Origin of the sequence: Streptomyces venezuelae (assembly GCF_008642315.1) — a bacterium.
In the GTDB taxonomy this organism is placed as follows: Bacteria; Actinomycetota; Actinomycetes; order Streptomycetales; family Streptomycetaceae; genus Streptomyces; species Streptomyces venezuelae_D.
Window position 1 is genome coordinate 2,271,464 of the sequence record NZ_CP029192.1, and the last position, 17,466, is coordinate 2,288,929.

Annotated in this window: 14 protein-coding genes; 4 read left to right on the forward strand and 10 right to left on the reverse strand. The window is 71.3% G+C overall.

The genetic code is table 11. The features are described 5' to 3' along the window. Positions 1–14: 14 nt before the first annotated feature. Together DEJ48_RS09455 and DEJ48_RS09460 are read right to left on the reverse strand one after the other, a co-directional pair. Positions 15–2,069: an APC family permease gene (locus DEJ48_RS09455; protein ID WP_150215731.1), complete on the reverse strand. Its 2,055-nt coding sequence runs from the start codon at positions 2,067–2,069 to the stop codon at positions 15–17. A gap of 60 nt (positions 2,070–2,129) precedes the next feature. Next, entirely contained in the window at positions 2,130–4,454 is a 2,325-nt protein-coding gene (locus DEJ48_RS09460) for an MMPL family transporter (protein ID WP_150215732.1), read from the reverse strand. Positions 4,455–4,639: 185 nt separating this feature from the next. Between DEJ48_RS09460 and DEJ48_RS09465 the strand changes: the two genes are divergently transcribed. The 4 genes from DEJ48_RS09465 (at position 4,640) to DEJ48_RS09480 (ending at position 6,759) form a co-directional block, all read left to right on the forward strand. Beyond that, a complete protein-coding gene (locus DEJ48_RS09465; protein ID WP_150215733.1) occupies positions 4,640–4,987 on the forward strand; it encodes an ArsR/SmtB family transcription factor in 348 nt (115 codons plus the stop codon). Continuing rightward, positions 4,987–5,226, forward strand: a complete 240-nt coding sequence (locus tag DEJ48_RS09470; protein WP_150215734.1) for a hypothetical protein — start codon at positions 4,987–4,989, stop codon at positions 5,224–5,226. Before DEJ48_RS09465 ends, DEJ48_RS09470 begins: the two co-directional genes overlap by 1 nt. Before the next feature lie 187 nt (positions 5,227–5,413). Beyond that, positions 5,414–6,082 (forward strand): potassium channel family protein, encoded by a 669-nt coding sequence (locus DEJ48_RS09475; protein WP_150173158.1) that lies wholly within the window; start codon positions 5,414–5,416, stop codon positions 6,080–6,082. Next, on the forward strand, positions 6,082–6,759 hold the full coding sequence (locus DEJ48_RS09480) for a potassium channel family protein (protein WP_150215735.1): 678 nt from the start codon (positions 6,082–6,084) through the stop codon (positions 6,757–6,759). The genes DEJ48_RS09475 and DEJ48_RS09480 overlap by 1 nt, the downstream gene beginning before the upstream one ends. A gap of 260 nt (positions 6,760–7,019) precedes the next feature. Here DEJ48_RS09480 and DEJ48_RS09485 read toward each other — a convergent pair whose 3' ends face one another. The 8 genes from DEJ48_RS09485 to DEJ48_RS09520 all read right to left on the reverse strand — a co-directional run bounded on the left by DEJ48_RS09485 (position 7,020) and on the right by DEJ48_RS09520 (position 17,462). Continuing rightward, positions 7,020–7,760, reverse strand: coding sequence for a DUF3159 domain-containing protein (locus DEJ48_RS09485; protein WP_150215736.1), 741 nt, complete (start codon positions 7,758–7,760; stop codon positions 7,020–7,022). A 3-nt stretch (positions 7,761–7,763) separates the two neighbouring features. After that, positions 7,764–8,162 carry an OB-fold nucleic acid binding domain-containing protein gene (locus DEJ48_RS09490; RefSeq protein WP_150215737.1) on the reverse strand — a complete coding sequence of 133 codons (399 nt, stop codon included), beginning with the start codon at positions 8,160–8,162 and terminating at the stop codon, positions 7,764–7,766. A 122-nt stretch (positions 8,163–8,284) separates the two neighbouring features. Then, positions 8,285–8,968, reverse strand: coding sequence for a response regulator (locus DEJ48_RS09495; protein ID WP_150221084.1), 684 nt, complete (start codon positions 8,966–8,968; stop codon positions 8,285–8,287). 53 nt (positions 8,969–9,021) lie between these two features. After that, complete coding sequence (locus tag DEJ48_RS09500; RefSeq protein WP_150215738.1) at positions 9,022–11,568, reverse strand: sensor histidine kinase; 2,547 nt, start codon at positions 11,566–11,568, stop codon at positions 9,022–9,024. A 141-nt stretch (positions 11,569–11,709) separates the two neighbouring features. After that, positions 11,710–12,378 (reverse strand): ABC transporter ATP-binding protein, encoded by a 669-nt coding sequence (locus DEJ48_RS09505; RefSeq protein ID WP_150215739.1) that lies wholly within the window; start codon positions 12,376–12,378, stop codon positions 11,710–11,712. Between the two features lie 80 nt (positions 12,379–12,458). Then, complete coding sequence (locus DEJ48_RS09510; protein ID WP_150215740.1) at positions 12,459–13,664, reverse strand: alginate lyase family protein; 1,206 nt, start codon at positions 13,662–13,664, stop codon at positions 12,459–12,461. Between the two features lie 104 nt (positions 13,665–13,768). Next, positions 13,769–14,713 (reverse strand): ABC transporter ATP-binding protein, encoded by a 945-nt coding sequence (locus DEJ48_RS09515; protein ID WP_150215741.1) that lies wholly within the window; start codon positions 14,711–14,713, stop codon positions 13,769–13,771. Next, positions 14,703–17,462, reverse strand: a complete 2,760-nt coding sequence (locus DEJ48_RS09520; RefSeq protein ID WP_150215742.1) for a hypothetical protein — start codon at positions 17,460–17,462, stop codon at positions 14,703–14,705. The genes DEJ48_RS09515 and DEJ48_RS09520 overlap by 11 nt, the downstream gene beginning before the upstream one ends. Positions 17,463–17,466 lie beyond the last annotated feature (4 nt).

Below are 17,466 nucleotides of genomic sequence, written 5' to 3' on the forward strand. Positions count from 1 at the left end.
CCGAGAGGGGACGGTCAGGCCTTCTTGGTCGGCTCCTTCGTGCGCCTCGGCTTCTCCACCGGGCCCCGCCGCACCGCACCCGGCGCGTTCCACTCCGAGCGCCTGCGGGCCCGCTTCTTCGCGGCCTCGGAGGAGTCCAGCTGGTAGGGGACGGACGTCACCATGACGCCGGGGGTGAAGAGGAGGCGGCCCTTGAGGCGCAGGGCACTCTGGTTGTGGAGCAGGTGCTCGTACCAGTGGCCCACCACGTACTCGGGGATGATCACGCTGACGACGTCGCGCGGGCTCTCCCTGCGCAGGTTCTTGACGTACTCGATGATCGGGCGCGTGATCTCGCGGTACGGCGAGTCGAGGACCTTCAGGGGGACCGTGATGCCGCGGCGCTCCCACTCCTCCTTGAGGGCCTTCGTCTCCGCCGGGTCGACGTTGATGCTGAGGGCCTCCAACGTGTTGGAGCGCATCAGCTTCGCGTACGCCAGCGCGCGCAGCGTCGGGCGGTGGATCTTGGAGACCAGGACGATCGAGTGGACCCGCGAGGGGCGCACGCTGTCGTCGTTGGGGGTCTCCGGGGCGGCGATCTCCTCGGCCACGCGGTCGTAGTGGCGGCGGATCGCGGTCATCGTCACGTAGAAGATGCACATGCCGAGCAGCGCGACCCACGCACCGTGCGTGAACTTGGTGACGAGGACGACGACCAGGACGAGGCCCGTGAAGAACGCGCCGAACGTGTTGATCGCGCGCGAGCGGATCATGTGGCGGCGCTTCGTCTGGTCCTTCTCCTTCGCCAGGTGGCGGTTCCAGTGCCGGACCATGCCGATCTGGCTGAGCGTGAAGGAGACGAAGACGCCGACGATGTAGAGCTGGATCAGGCGGGTCGAGTCCGCGCCGTAGATGACGACCAGCAGGGCGGCGGCGCCCGCGAGCAGCACGATGCCGTTGGAGAACGCGAGGCGGTCGCCGCGGGTGTGCAGCTGGCGCGGCAGGTAGCGGTCCTGGGCGAGGATCGAGCCGAGCAGCGGGAAGCCGTTGTACGCGGTGTTGGCCGCGAGGAACAGGACCAGCGCGGTGGCGGCCGCCAGGATCATGAAGAGGAAGCTGCCGTGGCCGAAGACTGCCTCGGCGACCTGGGAGATCACCGGGTTCTGGACGTAGTCGCTGCCGACGGGGACGCCGTTGTGGATCAGGTCGTGCGCGGGCTTCTCGGCCATGTGGACGTTGGTCGCCATGGCGAGGCCGATGATGCCGCAGAACATGGTGACGGCCAGGCCGCCCATCAGCGCGAGCGTCGTCGCGGCGTTCTTCGACTTCGGCTTGCGGAAGGCCGGGACGCCGTTGCTGATCGCCTCGACGCCGGTGAGGGCCGCGCAGCCCGAGGAGAAGGCCCGCAGGAGCAGGAAGACGAGGGCGAAGCCCGCGAGTCCCTGGTGCTCCGGCTTGATCTCGTAGTCGGCGGTGGGCGAGTTCATCGTGTCGCCGAGGACGATGCTCCGGAAAGCACCCCACGCGATCATGATGAAGACGCCGGCCACGAAGACGTACGTCGGGATGGCGAAGAGCTTCCCCGACTCCTTCACGCCCCGCAGGTTCATCAGGGTGAGGAGGACGATGACCGCCACCGCGCAGAGCACCTTGTGCTCGACCACGAACGGCACCGCGGACCCGAGGTTCTCGATGCCCGACGAGATCGACACGGCCACGGTCAGGACGTAGTCGACGAGCAGGGCGCTCGCGACGGTGAGGCCGGCTCTCGGGCCGAGGTTGGTGTTGGCGACCTCGTAGTCGCCACCACCACTCGGGTACTCGCGCACGTTCTGGCGGTAGGACGCCACCACGGTGAACATCAGCACGACGACCGCTACGGCGATCCAGGGGCTGAAGTGGTAGGCCGACACACCCGCGATGGAGAGGACCAGGAGGACCTCTCCCGGCGCGTACGCCACGGACGAGAGCGGGTCGGACGCGAAGACGGGGAGTGCGATGCGCTTCGGCAGGAGCGTTTCTCCGAGCCGGTCACTGCGCAGTGCGCGCCCGATGAGGATCCGTTTGGGCACGTCGGTCAGTTTGGACACGCAGAGGATCGTAAGCGTTCGAATGGGGGCGCGCCCACCCACCACCCCCAACTGCTCCGCTTATCTGCCTTGTGCGATCCTGCGCCCCTCCGGATGGGGGGCGTACGCCGTGGAGTGCGCTCCGGGGCGCCCCTGGTCCCCTGATACGCGGCGCGCCTCCGCCACCCGTGCCTCCGCCCTGCGTATCGCCTTCGACGGCCACCACGCCGCGCGTCCGAGCAGGAGCAGCGCGGCCGGCAGGATCATGACGCGGATCACGAACGCGTCGAGCAGGACGGCCACCGCGAGGACGAGGCCCATCTGCTTCATCTCCAGGATGTGCAGCATCACGAAGCTCGCGAAGACGGTGACCATGACGATCGCCGCGCTGGTGACGACCTTGGCGGACGACGTGATGCCGTCGATGACGGCCCGCCGCGTGGGCGCGCCGTCGAGGGCCGCTTCGCGGATCCGGCTGACGACGAAGACCTGATAGTCCATCGAGAGCCCGAAAAGGATCACGAAGAGGAAGAGCGGTACGCGCGAGGAGATGCCGCCGAGCGAGACGAAGGAGAGCAGCTCCTCCGCCCAGTCCCCCTGGAAGACGAGCACGAGCACGCCGAGCGCGGAGCCGACGGAGAGCAGGTTGAGGACGACGCCGAGCAGTCCGAGGACGACCGAGCGGAAGGCGAAGACCGTCATCACGAAGGTCATGAGGAGCAGGAAGCCGAGGACCAGCGGAAGCTTGTCGTTCTGGTGGCCCACGTAGTCGACGCCGCGCGGCACCTCGCCGGTGACGGCCGTCTCAACGCCGGGCAGCTTGCCTACGGTCGCGGGCAGGTAGGTGTGGCGGAGGCGTTCGAGCGAGTCTTCAGCCTTTTTCGAGTACGTCGGGTGCGGAACGTTGAGTTCCAGTGTTGTGGTCCTCCGGTCCTCGGAGGAGCGGAGGAGCGGACCACCGGCGGAGCCGTTCTCGGTCCCGTCGGGGCCGCCGCCGGCGCGCGCGAACAGCGGATCCGCCCCCGCCCTCCGCTCCAGCGCCCCCAACGCCTCCCGCACATCGCCGGCCCGCGAGGCCTCCGCCCGCACCACGACCACGTGCCGCACCCGCTGCTCCGGGAAGGCCTCAAGCAGCCTGTCGTACCCGCGCATCGCAGGGATGTCCCGCGAGAAGCTGTCCCGCGCCGGGTTCTTCAGGTTCATGTCCAGCGCCGGAAGCGCGAGCCCCAGCATCACGAGGACCGACAGGCCGAGCGTGAGCGCGGGGCGTTTGCGGGCGGGGGCGAGCAGGAGGTTCCAGGCGCGGCCCGGCTTCTTCTCGCCGTACGTCCGGACGGGCTTGCCCCGCGCGATGCGCTTCGCCGCGCGCCGCTCCGCCCGTCGGCCGAGCTTGACCAGGAGCGCGGGCAGCACCGTCACCGAGCTGACCATCGCCACGGCGACGACCAGGATCGTGCCGGTCGCGAGCGAGTCGAAGATGACGTCGCGGGCCAGGAAGAGCGCGGTGGTGGAGACGATCACCGCGAGCCCGGAGACGACGATCGCGCGCCCCGCCGTCGCGGCGGCGGCCTCGACCAGCGCCTCCGAGGTGAGGCGGCCGCCCGCGCGGGCCCGCTCCTCGCGTTCGCGCTTGAGGTAGAAGAGCGTGTAGTCGACGCCGACGGCCATGCCGATCAGCAGGATCATGCTCATCCCGACGCCCGTGTCGGGCAGCAGGTGCGACGCCACCATCGCCAGGCCCATCGTCGCCATGATCGAGGTGACGGCGAGCAGCAGCGGTACGCCGACCATGACGACCGAGCCGAAGACCACGGCCAGCGTGATCAGCGTGACGGGCAGCGTGATCGCCTCGGAGAGCTTCAGGTCCTTGTTGCGCTGGTCGTCGACGCCCTTGCTCACGGAGGCGTCGCCGGTCTCCTCGATCACGAGCCCCGGGTGGGCCTTCGCCGCCTCGGCCGTCTGCTCCTGGAGCGGCGGAACCCTCTTCTGGTCGTCCTGTTCGGTCCCGGTCAGCTCGACGGGGACCCGCAGGACGCGTCCGCCGGCCGAGGCCACGGGCGCCTTCACCGAGGCGACCTCGGGCAGGGCCCTCATCCGCGCGGTGATGTCCTTCACCGCGGCGTCCGCGGCCGCCTCGTCCAGCGGGCCGGGCTTGCTCACCGAGCCCGAGGCGTCACGGATCAGCACGTGTTCCGTGGAGCGCAGCGGGATGCCGCCCTCGGTCGCCAGGGGCTCGGCCCGTCCCGCCTCGCCGACGCGGAAGTCCTCCGCCGTCGCGCTGTTCATGCCCGCGGCGATCCCGCCCCCCAGGCAGAGCACCACGAACACCAGCCAGCCGATGACCGCCCGCCCCGGATGCAGTGCGCTCCACCGGGCCACGCGCACCGTGACCGATCGCCTTCTCATGACTTCCCCCGCCCTATCGTTGCTTCATGTGTAAGTGGGGACTGACAGGTGAAGGAACAAGCCGTCAACTGTCATTCACGGAATTACCGGAGGGGCTCCTGAGGCGGATCCACGGGAATTGACAGTGGATCCCGCCATGCGTAAGCCTTGACTGACAGGTTTCGGGACCAGCGCGAAGGCGGATCATGAACAGCGAAGAGCTGCTCGCCTTCCTCTCCGCCGTCGGCCACGCCCAGCGGATCCGGATCATCACCGAGCTCGCCCCGGGGCAGCTGTACGTCAGCGAACTGGCGCGGCGGCTCGGCGTCTCCCGCCCTCTGCTCTACATGCACCTCGAACGCCTGGAGAAGGCCGGTCTCGTCGTCGGCCGCCTGGAGCTCTCCGACGACGGCAAGGCGCTCAAGTACTTCGAACTGGCGCCGTTCGACGTGCGGTTGAACGTGGATACGATCCTCGCGGCCGTCCGGCAGGACGCGGCAGACACCTCGCGCACGCCGGACGAGGCCGCCCAGCAATCTCCAGAGGGGTCTTAATGGACGACGTGATCATTCCGGTCGCCTTCTTCCTGATACTCGCCGGCGCGATCGTCGCCGTCGCGTACTTCCAGACGCAGCGCAACCGCGAACGCGACCGGCAGTACGCCGAGGCCATGCACGAGTACCGCGCGGCCGTCGAGCGCGCCAGATCCGAGCAGGAGTCGACCCGCCTCCAGCTCGTCGAACTCGGCCACCGCCTGCAGAACGTCGAGACCCTGCTGCGCAGCGTGGACTGACCGCTCACCCCCGGCGGGCCCCTTAGCGTCCCCTCGAGTGAGTGCGCGGGACCCGTTGCGGCTTAAGCTCGTCTCTTGGCAACGCCGCACGCTGTTGCCCCGTGGTTGCCGGCACAGTGACAGAAAAGAGTGAGCAGGATGTTTTCGCAGGTCAGCGGGATGACCAGGAGTGCGGGGTAAAGGACAGGTGCACATCGTCATCATGGGCTGCGGGAGAGTCGGCTCCGCTCTGGCCCAGAACCTGGAACAACAGGGGCACACCGTCGCCGTCGTCGACCAGGACCCCACGGCCTTCCGCCGTCTCGGGGCCGGGTTCGGCGGCCGCCGCGTGACCGGCGTCGGCTTCGACCAGGACACCCTGCGCGAGGCCGGCATCGAGGAGGCGGGCGCCTTCGCCGCCGTCTCCAGCGGCGACAACTCGAACATCATCGCCGCCCGCGTGGCCCGCGAGATGTTCGGCATCGAGAACGTCGCGGCCCGCATCTACGACCCGCGCCGCGCCGAGGTCTACCAGCGCCTCGGCATCCCCACGGTCGCCACGGTCCGCTGGACCGCCGACCAGATGCTGCGCAGGCTGCTGCCGTCCGGCGCCGAGCCGCTGTGGCGCGATCCCACCGGCGGGGTGCAGCTCGCGGAGGTGCACGCGTCGCCCGCGTGGATCGGACACAAGATCAGCCAGCTCCAGGAGGAGACCGGCGTACGCGTCGCCTTCCTCACCCGGCTGGGCGAGGCGGTCCTGCCGACCTCGCAGACGGTCCTGCAGGAAGGCGATCTGGTGCACGTCATGATGCGCACCGACCAGGTCGACAAGGTCGAAGCCGCGTTCGCCGAAGGCCCCGAGGAGGGCGGTCACTGATGAGGGTCGCCATTGCCGGAGCCGGCGCGGTGGGACGTTCCATCGCCGGTGAGCTCCTGGAGAACGGCCACGAGGTCCTTCTCATCGACAAGGCGCCGACCGCCATCTCGGTCGAGCGCGTCCCGCAGGCCGAGTGGCTGCTCGCCGACGCCTGCGAGATCACCTCGCTCGACGAGGCCGCGCTGCAGCGCTGCAACGTGGTGATCGCCGCGACCGGCGACGACAAGGTCAACCTCGTCGTCTCGCTGCTCGCCAAGACGGAGTACGGGGTCCCGCGGGTCGTCGCCCGGGTGAACAACCCCAAGAACGAGTGGCTCTTCAACGAGTCCTGGGGCGTCGACGTCGCGGTCTCCACGCCGCGTCTGATGTCCGCGCTCGTCGAGGAGGCGGTGAGCGTCGGCGATCTCGTGCGGCTGCTCCGCTTCAGCCACGGCGACGCGAACCTCGTCGAGCTGACGCTGCCGCCCGAGTCGGCCCTCGCGGGCACGCAGGTCGGCGACGTGCAGTGGCCCGAGGACACCTCGCTGGTCACGATCATCCGCGGTACACGTGTCCTCGCGCCGACCGCGGACGACTCCCTCGAAGCGGGGGACGAGCTGCTGTTCGTCGCGGCGCAGGCGCGCGAGGAGCAGCTGGAGGATCTGCTTTCGGTGCGGCGTTCGGATGCGGTGGGCTGAGGCGGTGGGCTGAGGCCGCCCCGGCGAACGGCGACGAGGGGGGCACCCGGAAGGTTCCGGGTGCCCCCTCGTCTGTTGCCTTCACAGTGCGGCGCCGTCGTGGCCGGGCTCCGCGCAGTTCCCCGCGCCCCTGTACGACACTGCTGCGCCGTCGTGGCCGGGCGCGCAGTTCCCCGCGCCCCTGGAGCCACACCGCCGCGCCGTCATGGCCAGGCGCGCAGTTCCCCGCGCCCCTGGAGCGGCCCCTGCGGGGCGCTCCTTCACACCTCGCGGCGTTCCCGCTCTCGTTCTGCCTTGCGCTCTTCTTCCGCCTTCTCCGCCGCTTCCATCTCCGCGAAGACGTCGATCGGCGGTGGGGCCTTCGCCAGGAAGACCCAGGTCAGGTAGACGGCGAGGAGGAACGGGGGGATCTTCAGGGCGATGAGGACCCAGCCGAACTGGGTCGTGTCCGCCCACCAGTACAGCGGGAAGAGGATCGCGCACTTGGCGAGCAGGATCAGACCCCAGGCCCAACTGGCCTTCGCGTACGCCTTCTTGCGGCCCGGGTTGCGGGTGCGCCAGGAGAGGTTCTCCTTGAAGACCGGGCCGAGGATCAGGCCGATCAACGGCACACCCGCGAGGGTCGTGATCATGTACGCCAAGGAGAGGCCGAGGGTGTAGAGCATGCCCGGCAGGTAGAAGTCCTTGGCGTTGCCGGTCATCATCGCGAAGACGACGCCGAAGGCGACCCCGAAGACGCCGCTGAAGGCGTGCTTGACGGTGTCCTTCATGACCAGGCGGACCGCCACGAGCACCAGGGACACCGCGAGGGCCGCGATGGCCGACATGTGCAGGTCCTTGTTGATCGTGAAGATCGTCACGAAGAGCAGGCCGGGAAGGACCGTCTCCACCATGCCCCGCACGCCGCCGAAGGCTTCGAAGAGCGCTGCCTCGGTCACGGCCCGGGAATCTGTGTCCTGGTCAGCGTTCCCGTGGTCCGTCGGCTTGTCGAGGGACGTCACCGGCTACTCCCGTCCGAGGGGTCTGAGTTCGTACTTCGGGTTGAAGAGCACCCGTCGGCCCCGGCTCTCCGAGATCCGGCCGGATGCGATCAGCCTGCGCCCCGGTTCGATTCCCACGATGGAGCGCCTGCCGAGCCACACCACGTCCAGCGCCGCCGAACCGTCGAACAGCTCGGCCTCCAGGGCGGGAACCCCGGCCCGTGGTCGCAGAGTGACCGTGCGCAAGGTACCAGTAACGGTGACTATCTGGCGGTCACGGCAGTCGCCGATACGGACGCAGCCCGCTGTCTCGGCGTCCTCCCGCAGCTCCTCCGACTCCAGATCCTCCTGGGAGGAGGAGAGCCGGTCGAGCATGCGCCGGAAACGGCCCGCCAGCTTGTCGGAACCAGAAACAGCACTCATACAAGAAGCGTACCGGGGGGCGCCGACACAGCGGAAAGGGGTGCGCTCATCTGTGCTTATGTCCGCTCAGTACCCGCTGGGAACCCCGTTGAAGCGACCGATCCGGTCACCTTTCGGAAGGATCACTTCTCGAACCGGTATCCCATTCCCGGCTCCGTGATGAAGTGCCGCGGGTGCGCGGGGTCCGCCTCCAGCTTGCGGCGCAGCTGCGCCATGTAGACGCGCAGGTAGTTCGTCTCCGTCCCGTAGGAGGGCCCCCAGACCTCCTGGAGCAGCTGCTTCTGGCTGACCAGGCGGCCGGTGTTGCGTACCAGCACCTCCAGGAGGTGCCACTCCGTGGGAGTGAGGCGTACGTCGCGGCCGCCGCGGTTGACCTTCTTGGCGGCCAGGTCGACGGAGAAGTCGCCGGTGTCGACCAGCGCGTCGTCGTCGCCCGTCCCGGTGGGCTCCGCCCTGCGGACGGCGGCGCGCAGCCGGGCGAGGAGCTCGTCCATGCCGAAGGGCTTGGTCACGTAGTCGTCGGCGCCCGCGTCGAGCGCCTCGACCTTCTCGTCCGAGCTGTGCCGGGCGGAGAGGACCAGGATGGGGACGCGCGTCCAGCCGCGCAGGCCCTTGATGACCTCCACGCCGTCCATGTCGGGCAGACCGAGGTCGAGCACGATCACGTCGGGGTGGCGGGCCGCGGCGACCTGCAGCGCGGTGGCGCCGTCGGGGGCCGAGTCCACGTCGTACTTGCGCGCCTTCAGGTTGATCACGAGGGCGCGTACGATCTGCGGCTCGTCGTCGACCACGAGCACCCGGGTCATGCGTACCTGCCTTTCGGACTGCTGGTTCTGAGGAGTGGCCTCTTGGTGCCGGGTCATGAGGTGACCTGGGACGACAGTTCGGGGCGGACCGGCGGGCGGCCTGCCGCCGCCCGCAGGGTGAGGACCATGGTGAGGCCGCCGCCGGGGGTGTCCTCGGCGGCGAGCGTGCCGCCCATGGCCTCGACGAAGCCGCGGGCGACGGCGAGGCCGAGGCCCACGCCGGCACCTCGCGGAGCGTCACCGTAGCGCTGGAAGGGGGCGAAGATGCGGTCTTTGGCGCTGTCGGGCACGCCGGGCCCCCGGTCGACGACGCGGATCTCGACGCGCTCGCCGAGGGCGCTGGCGGAGACCTTGACGGGCGCTTCGTCGGGGGCGTACTTCACGGCGTTCTCGACGATGTTGGCGACCGCCCGCTCCAGGAGGCCCTTGTCGACGGCGACCATGGGCAGCGTCTCCGGGATGTCCAGCTCCGCGCTGCCGTCGGGGACGCCGCCCAGCGCCATGGGGACGACCTCGTCGAGGTCGACCTCGCGGATGAGGGGGGTGACGGTGCCGGTCTGCAGCCGGGACATGTCGAGGAGGTTCCCCACGAGGTGTTCCAGGCGGTCGGCGCCCTCCTCGATGCCTTCGAGGAGTTCCGCCTCGTCCTCGTCGGACCACTCGACGTCGTCGGAGCGCAGGGAGGAGACCGCGGCCTTGATGCCCGCGAGCGGGGTGCGCAGGTCGTGGCTGACCGCGGCGAGCAGGGCGGTGCGGATGCGGTTGCCCTCGGCGAGGGTGCGGGCCTGGTCGGCCTCGGACTGCAGGCGCTGGCGGTCGAGGACGACGGCGGCCTGCGCGGCGAACGCGGCGAGGACACGGCGGTCCTCCGCGGGCAGGACCCGGCCCGACAGGGCGAGCGCCATGTGGTCCCCGACGGGCATGTCCACGTCGGCGTCCTCGGGGCGCTCCAGCGGGCGCCCGTCGCCGACGCTGCCCGCGCAGGTCCACGGGTCGGTGTCGCCGGCGCGTTCCAGGAGGGCGACGGAGTCCATCGCGAAGGTTTCGCGGACGCGTTCGAGGAGGGCTTCGAGGCTGGTCTCGCCGCGCAGCACGCTGCCGGCGAGGAAGGAGAGTATCTCCGCCTCGGCCCGCAACCGGGCTGCCTGGTGGGTGCGGCGGGCCGCGAGGTCCACGACGGAGGCGACCGACACGGCGACGCCCACGAAGACCGCGATGGCCACGATGTTCTTGTTGTTGGAGACCGTCCACAGGTGCAGCGGCGGGGTGAAGTAGTAGTTGAGGAGCAGCGAGCCGCCGGCCGCCGACGCGAGCGCCGGGAGCAGCCCGCCGACCAGTGCGGCGGCGACGGTGAGCGTCAGGAACAGCAGCATGTCGTTGGCGAGGCCGAGGTCCGCGTCGACGTGGGTGAGCAGCACCGTCAGGAGCACGGGCCCGGCGACGCCGACGAGCCAGCCCCAGATGACCCGGGATCTGCCGAGGCGCGCGCCGCGGGCGACGGGCAGGCCTCGTCCCTTGGCGACCTCGCCGTGCGTGACGATGTGCACGTCCAGGTCGGGGCCCGAGTCGCGGGCGACGGTCGCGCCGACGCCGGGCCCGAAGACGTACTGCCAGGTCTTGCGGCGCGAGGAGCCGAGGACGATCTGCGTGGCGTTGACACCGCGGGCGAAGTCGAGGAGGGCGGCCGGTATGTCGTCGCCTATGACGTGGTGGAAGGTGCCGCCGAGGTCCTCGACGAGGGTGCGCTGGACGGCGAGTTCCTTGGGGGACGCGCCGGTCAGGCCGTCGCTGCGGGCGATGTAGACGGCGAGGATCTCGCTGCCCGAGCCCTTGGCGGCCATCCGGGAGGCGCGTCTGATCAGGGTGCGGCCCTCGGGGCCGCCGGTCAGGCCGACGACGATGCGCTCGCGGGCCTGCCAGGTGGAGCGGATGTTGTGCTCGCCGCGGTACTGCTGGAGGTACTCGTCGACGCGGTCGGCGACCCAGAGCAGCGCGAGCTCGCGCAGGGCCGTGAGGTTGCCGGGCCGGAAGTAGTTGGAGAGGGACGCGTCGATGCGGTCGGACTTGTAGATGTTGCCGTGCGCCATGCGGCGGCGCAGCGCCTGTGGCGACATGTCGACCAGTTCGATCTGATCGGCGCGGCGCACCACCTCGTCCGGCACCGTCTCCTTCTGCCGCACACCGGTGATCGACTCGACGACGTCGCCGAGCGACTCCAGGTGCTGGATGTTCACGGTGGAGACGACGTCGATGCCGGCGGTGAGGAGTTCCTCGACGTCCTGCCAGCGCTTGGCGTTGCGGGAGCCGGGGACGTTGGTGTGGGCGAGTTCGTCGACGAGGGCGACCTCGGGGGCCCGCTCCAGGACCGCGTCGACGTCCATCTCGGTGAACGCGGTGCCGCGGTACTCCAGGTCCCTGCGGGTCACCTGTTCCAGGCCGTGCAGCATCACCTCGGTGCGCGGCCGGTCGTGGTGCTCCACGAAGGCGACCACGCAGTCGGTGCCGCGCTCGATGCGGCGGTGGGCCTCGGAGAGCATCGCGTACGTCTTGCCGACGCCCGGTGCCGCACCGAGGTAGATCCGAAGCTTGCCGCGTGCCATGGCCTCATTGTCTTCCCGAAACTGCTGTGTACGCAGCGTCGACCTTACGGCCAACAATTCCGGCAATACGGACGAGGGGGTACGGGGGCACTGTCCTTGACACAACCCTGATGGGCCGGGGCGGGACGGTCGAGGGCCTGCTCAGGGCGTGACGATCGCGCCGTCGCGCAGTTCGACGACCCGGTCGGCCAGGTCGAGGAGAGCCGCGTCGTGCGTGGCGACCAGGGCGGTGACGCCCTCGCTGCGGACGACGGCGCGCAGCAGCTCCATCACGGCGAGCCCGGTCTCCGCGTCCAGCTGCCCGGTGGGTTCGTCGGCGATCAGGAGGGCGGGCCTGTTGGCGAGGGCGCGGGCGATGGCCACGCGCTGCTGCTGTCCTCCGGAGAGCTCGCCGGGGCGCTGCGCGGCGTGGTCCGCGAGTCCGACGAGGGCCAGGAGGAGGGCGACGCGCTCTTCACGCGCGCGTGGCTCGGTTTTGCGGAGCCGCAGCGGGACGCCGACGTTCTCGGCCGCGGTGAGGATGGGGATGAGCCCGAAGGACTGGAAGACGAAGCCGAGCCGGTCCCGGCGGAGCTCCAGGAGGCCGCTTTCGCCGAGGCCCGTGAGGTCCACGCCGTCCACGGTGATCTTCCCGTGGTCCGGGGCGTCGAGCCCGCCGACGAGGTTGAGCAGCGTCGTCTTGCCCGATCCGGAGCGGCCCTTCAGGGCGACGAGCTCGCCGCGCGGGACGGTGAAGGAGACACCGCGCAGGGCGTGGACGGCGGCAGCGCCGGAGCCGTACGTCCGGTGGAGGTCCTCGACGACGACCATGTTCCCCCCCGTCCCGGCCCCGGTCGTGCGGGACCGGGCGCCAGTATCACCGGCGGGCGCCCGGCCCGACAATCGCCGCGTCAGCGCGGATTGTTCGCGTGCGTCAGGGTCTCCCAGGCGACGAAGAGGTTGTTGGAGCCCGCGGGGCGGTTCCGTTCGGTGAGTTTCTGCGTGTTGGTCATGGCGTGGCCGAGGCGGCCCGCGAGGGCGTTGTAGCCGACCTCGGTGACCGGCCCGAGGCCGCGGTGGACCGTGCCCTTGCAGAGGGACGCGGGCGGCGCTTCGAGCTCGTACTTGGCCTGGAAGCCGAGCCCCTGGCGCAGCCGCTCGCCGACGTCCGTCGCGTACAGGTCCTGGCCCTGGATGCGGCTGGTCTCGGCGACGTGGGAGATCGCTGAGAGGCCGTATCCGGTGTGGGTGAAGTCGCGGCAGGTCTCCTGGGTGAGGCCGGTGGTGAACGTGGACTGGCCCTGCCAGTACTTGACGATCTTGTCGCGGGTGTCGAGGTGCTGCTTCGGCACGGTCTTCGGCAGCGGGCCGTCGGACGCGAGATAGACGTACGCCGCGGTGCGCGTGCGGAAGGTGGCCATCGCCTTGTCGTACGACGCCTTGTCCTCGAGGAAGACGGAGATGCCGACGGCGGCCTCCATCATCGAGAGCTCCCAGTTCCCGTTGGAGTTGGAGCCGTTGATGACCTCGGGCAGGTAGATGGTGCGCAGCATCGTCGCGAAGCGGCCGGAGTTCGCCCAGTTCCCGTCGTACGTGTACTTGATGATCTCGGCGGCGCGCGGCCAGCTGGAGCCCGCCCAGCCGGTCTGCAGCGGCGCGTTGCTGTTGGTGTGGTCCTTGATGGTGGCCGACCAGGCGTCCATCAGCTCGATGGACTTCTTCGCGTAGCGCTCGTCACGCGTGATGTACCAGGCGAGGGCGGTGGTGTACGCGGCTATGGCGTCCTCGCGCTCGTCGGTGCAGCCGTGGTTGGGGTCGGAGTAGGAGCCGCACTCCACGACCGCGCGGGGCTTGGGGGTGCGGGAGAGGGAGGCGTACTTGCTGCCCATCATCTGGTCGTAGGCGGACTTCCAGGGCTGGGCGCCCGCGGTGACCTTCTCGCGGGTGAAGTCCAGCTGGCCGCGGGAGACGGTGACTCCGGGGTGGGCGAAGGCGGTGGGGGCGGCTTCGGCCCTGCCGGTTCCGGGCCAGACGACGGACCCGGCCACGAGGGCGGCCGCGACGGAGGCGACGGCGACTCCGGCACGGAGGCGTGATCTGGAGTGCTTGGGAGGCATGGGGGGGACCATCCGTTCTCGTATGTGAACTTCAAGTGCCTTTCTGAACGTGCGCGTTGGCCCGTGACCATAGGTACGGACCAGCCTTCCGTCAAGGCGTGACGTCAGAGCTCCTCTTCGGAGGGCTCAGAAGACTCTCCTGCGGTACCGGACCCGTCCGGCCACACCCCCACATGCCCCGGCTCCGCCGTCAGCCGTACGCGCCCCTGGAGCCCGTACCTCTCGACGTAATCCCCCGGCAGCTGCAGCCGCCCCGCCCTGTCCAGAACCGTGAACTCCTCGCCGTCGCCGCCCTGTTCACGCAACGTCTCCGTAGAGGTGCGTCCGTCCCGGATGCGCACCGTGCGCCGCACCTGTTCCGAGACGAGCGGGTCGTGCGTGACGACCAGGACCGTCGCGCCGAGCTCCTCGTTGGCGCGCCGCAGCGCCGCGAAGACGTCCTCGCCGCTCGCCGTGTCCAGCTCCCCCGTGGGCTCGTCGGCGAGCAGGACGCGCGGGGAGTTGGCCGCGGCGACGGCGACGGCCACCCGCTGCTGCTCACCGCCGGAGAGCTCGTCGGGCCGCCGGTCGCGGCAGTGCGCGACACCGAGTACGCCGAGCAGTTCGGCGGCCCTCTCCCGGCGCGAACGGCGGGGCACGCGCGTGTACTTCATCGGCAGCGCCACGTTCTCCAGAGCGGTCAGGTAGGGCAGCAGGTTGCGGCCGGTCTGCTGCCAGACGAAGCCCACCGTGCTCCTGCGGTAGCCGAGGCGTTCACGGCGTCCCATGGCGAGCAGGTCGTGTCCCGCGACCTTCGCGCGGCCCGCGGTGGGCAGGTCGAGCCCCGAGAGGATCGACAGGAGCGTGGACTTGCCCGACCCCGACGCGCCGACGAGGGCCACGCACTCGCCCTCCGAGACGACCAGGTCGAGGCCTTGGAGTGCCTGCACCTCGACCGCCTCGGTGCGGTAGACGCGGACGAGGTTGTCGCAGACGACGAGGCCCTCGTCGGCCGCGGGGCGCCCCGCGGCACGGGCCCGCGCCTCCAGTGCGGCCAGTTCAGTGGTCATCCGCTCTCCCCAGTCGCAGGACTGCGCCGAGCCCCCGGCGCCGCCCGAGCCAGGTCTCCACACCCACTGCCAGAGCGGTCAGGAGACAGAGTCCCGCGGCCAGGACCGCGGTGAACAGCGCGTCGACGTGCCGTACGGGTGCCGCGGGCCCGCCGGTGAACTCCCGTAGGTCCAGGGCGGGGCCGAGCAGCGAGGGCAGCGCCAGGCCGAGCGCGACGCCGCCCGCGACCGCGGCGAGCATCAGGGGCAGGAGCTGCACCAGGTGCAGCGCGGTAGCGGCGCGCCCGCCGAGACCGAGGGTGCGCAGGTAGGCCGTGGTGCGCCCGCGCGCGGGTGCGGAGAGCAGCAGTTCGAGGACGAGGGCGACGAGTGCGAGGAGCACGGCGAGCGCGGTGCAGGCGGTGTGTGCCACGGCCAAGGCGGCGATCAGCCGGTCGTCGTCGGCGTCCGCCTGCTCCTCGGCGCGGATGCGGAGCTCCCCGCCGGTCGCGCCGGGCGCGGCGCGCGGTACGAGGGAACGGAGCGCTCGCAGGTCCGTCCGGGCGCCGTACAGCAGGAGCGCGGACTCCTCGAACTCCGCGGCCTTGAAGGCCCGCAGGTCCCTGTTGTCGGCGACGAGGAGGTGCTGCCGGGGCGCGGTGGCACCGCGCAGGGGCCCGAGGGCGGGGTCGCGCGCCACGTCCTGGGGCAGCGTCCCGACGATCCGCAGCCGCGTCTCCTTGCCGAGCCGCATGAAGGTGAGCAGGTCGCCGGTGTGCCCCTCGGATGCGAGTACGCGGATGTCGCGGCCGGTTCCGCCCCGGGTGAGCCCCGCGGCGTGCAGCGCGCGGGCAGCGGGCGAACCCGGCGCCGCCGCGCGGAGCTTCGTGCCGTCCATCCCGACCAGGCTGGAGATCCCGTACCGTCCCCCGTCCCGCCCGCTCACCGGATCGACGCGCAACTGCCGCACGGTCGCCGTTTTCCGCACTCCACGCGCGCGTGCCAGCCGCTGCGCCGTGCCGGGGTCGCGTTCGGCGCCCAGGAAGGAGGCGTCGGCGCCCGCCTGCCAGTCGGCCGCGGTGTGCCTCCCCTGCACGAGCGTCCCCAGGACGAGCCCTCCGAAGACCGCACCGGCGAGCGTCACGACCAGGACGAGCAGCGCGAGACCGCGCGCGGGAGCCTCCTTGGCGGCGCGGGACAGCGCGACGAGCGCCACGGTGCCCCGCCCCCGCGCCGACCACCGCGCCACTGCACGCACCGGCCACGGGTAGCAGCGCACGAGGACGGCGACCGTCGCGAGCCCCAGCAGCACGGGCACCGCGGCGAGCAGCGGGTCCGGGCCCGCAGCGCCCTTGGTGCCCCGCGTCCGGAGCGCGAGGACACCGCCCGCGGCGAGCAGCAGCGCCATCGCCTCCACCACCAGCCTGCGCCCGGCGCCCCGCGACGCCGGCTCCCGCAGCACGGCCCTGTCCCGCACGGCGAACCACGTGAGGGCGGGCAGCAGCAGCCAGCAGCCGAACGCGACGGCCAGCCCCTGGCCGTACGCGGGTGAGCTCCCCGGCACCGCCGCGGCGGCCGCGCAGCCGAGGCCGGCTCCGAGGACCGCGGCGGGCGCGCTCTCCACCGCGCGCCCCAGGGCGAGCGTGGTGGCCGACGCCCCGCGGGCCCGCCGCAGCCGGTCCCCGTCGAGCCGTCGGCGTACGACCAGCAGAGAGGTGACCACGACGGCGGCGAGCCCGACGCCGAGCAGGGACGCCGGGGCGAACGACATCACGACGTTCGCCTGCCGCCACCGGCCGCGGAACTCCTCGAAGACGTCAGCCAGTTCGGTGTCGGTCGCCAGCTCGGAGGCGGGGTGGGTGCCGAGGACGCACCATTTGCCGCCGTACGTCTCGACGTTGCAGAAGGCTTCCTTGGCGGCGAGCGGGTAGCGGGCCAAGAGCCGCTGGAAGTCCCGCGCGCCGCGGTCCCCCACGAAGCGGGCGGCCACCTCGCCCGGCAGGTCGAGGCGCATGTTCCACTCGACGGTGAGCTCGGCGCCCGCCTGGTTCTGCAGGACCTCGACCGCGCGGGGCGCGATGAGCGCCCCGGCGTCGGGGGCGGTGCCGGCCGGGCCGGGCAGCGGGCGGGCCAGCAGGGGCTTCTCGCTCCACAGCCGCTCGTGCGCGTGCTCGCCGCCGCCCTGGGGCCCCTGACCGCCCTCCGCGCGGTAGATCCCTACGACCCGCCCCACGGTCTGCACGTTCGTCAAGGCGCCGCCCCGCAGGTCGATCCGCTGTCCGACGCGGAGCCGGAGCGCGTCACGGGTCCGCTCGGAGACGGCGAGCTCCACCACCCGCTCCCGCGCGCGGGGTGCCCGCCCTGCGACGTACGCGCCGCGTCCGGGGGCGTCGGAGGCGTACACAAGGGCCAGCGAGGCGCCGCCACCCGCCACGTCCGCGTCCACCGTGGGCAGGGTGATCCGGGTGGAGTCGAGGACGAGGCTGCCGCGCAGGGCGGCGGGCGCGGCGTTCTCGATGGCGGTCCCGTAGCGCGCGAGATCGGCCCTCAGATCGCTCTCCACGCCCGGAGGAGGGTCCTCCGGATCGATCCGCGCGCTGTGCACGACGCCGGGCGCGGCACGCTGCACCTGCGCGAACCGCCCCGCCAGCGCCTCCCCGCCGAGCCGTTCGAGCAGTCCGGGCCCGCCGGCGGCGACGGCGACCAGCACGCCGATCAACACCCCGAGCCCCACCACCAGCGGCCCCCGCCGCCCCCACTCACCTCTCACCACC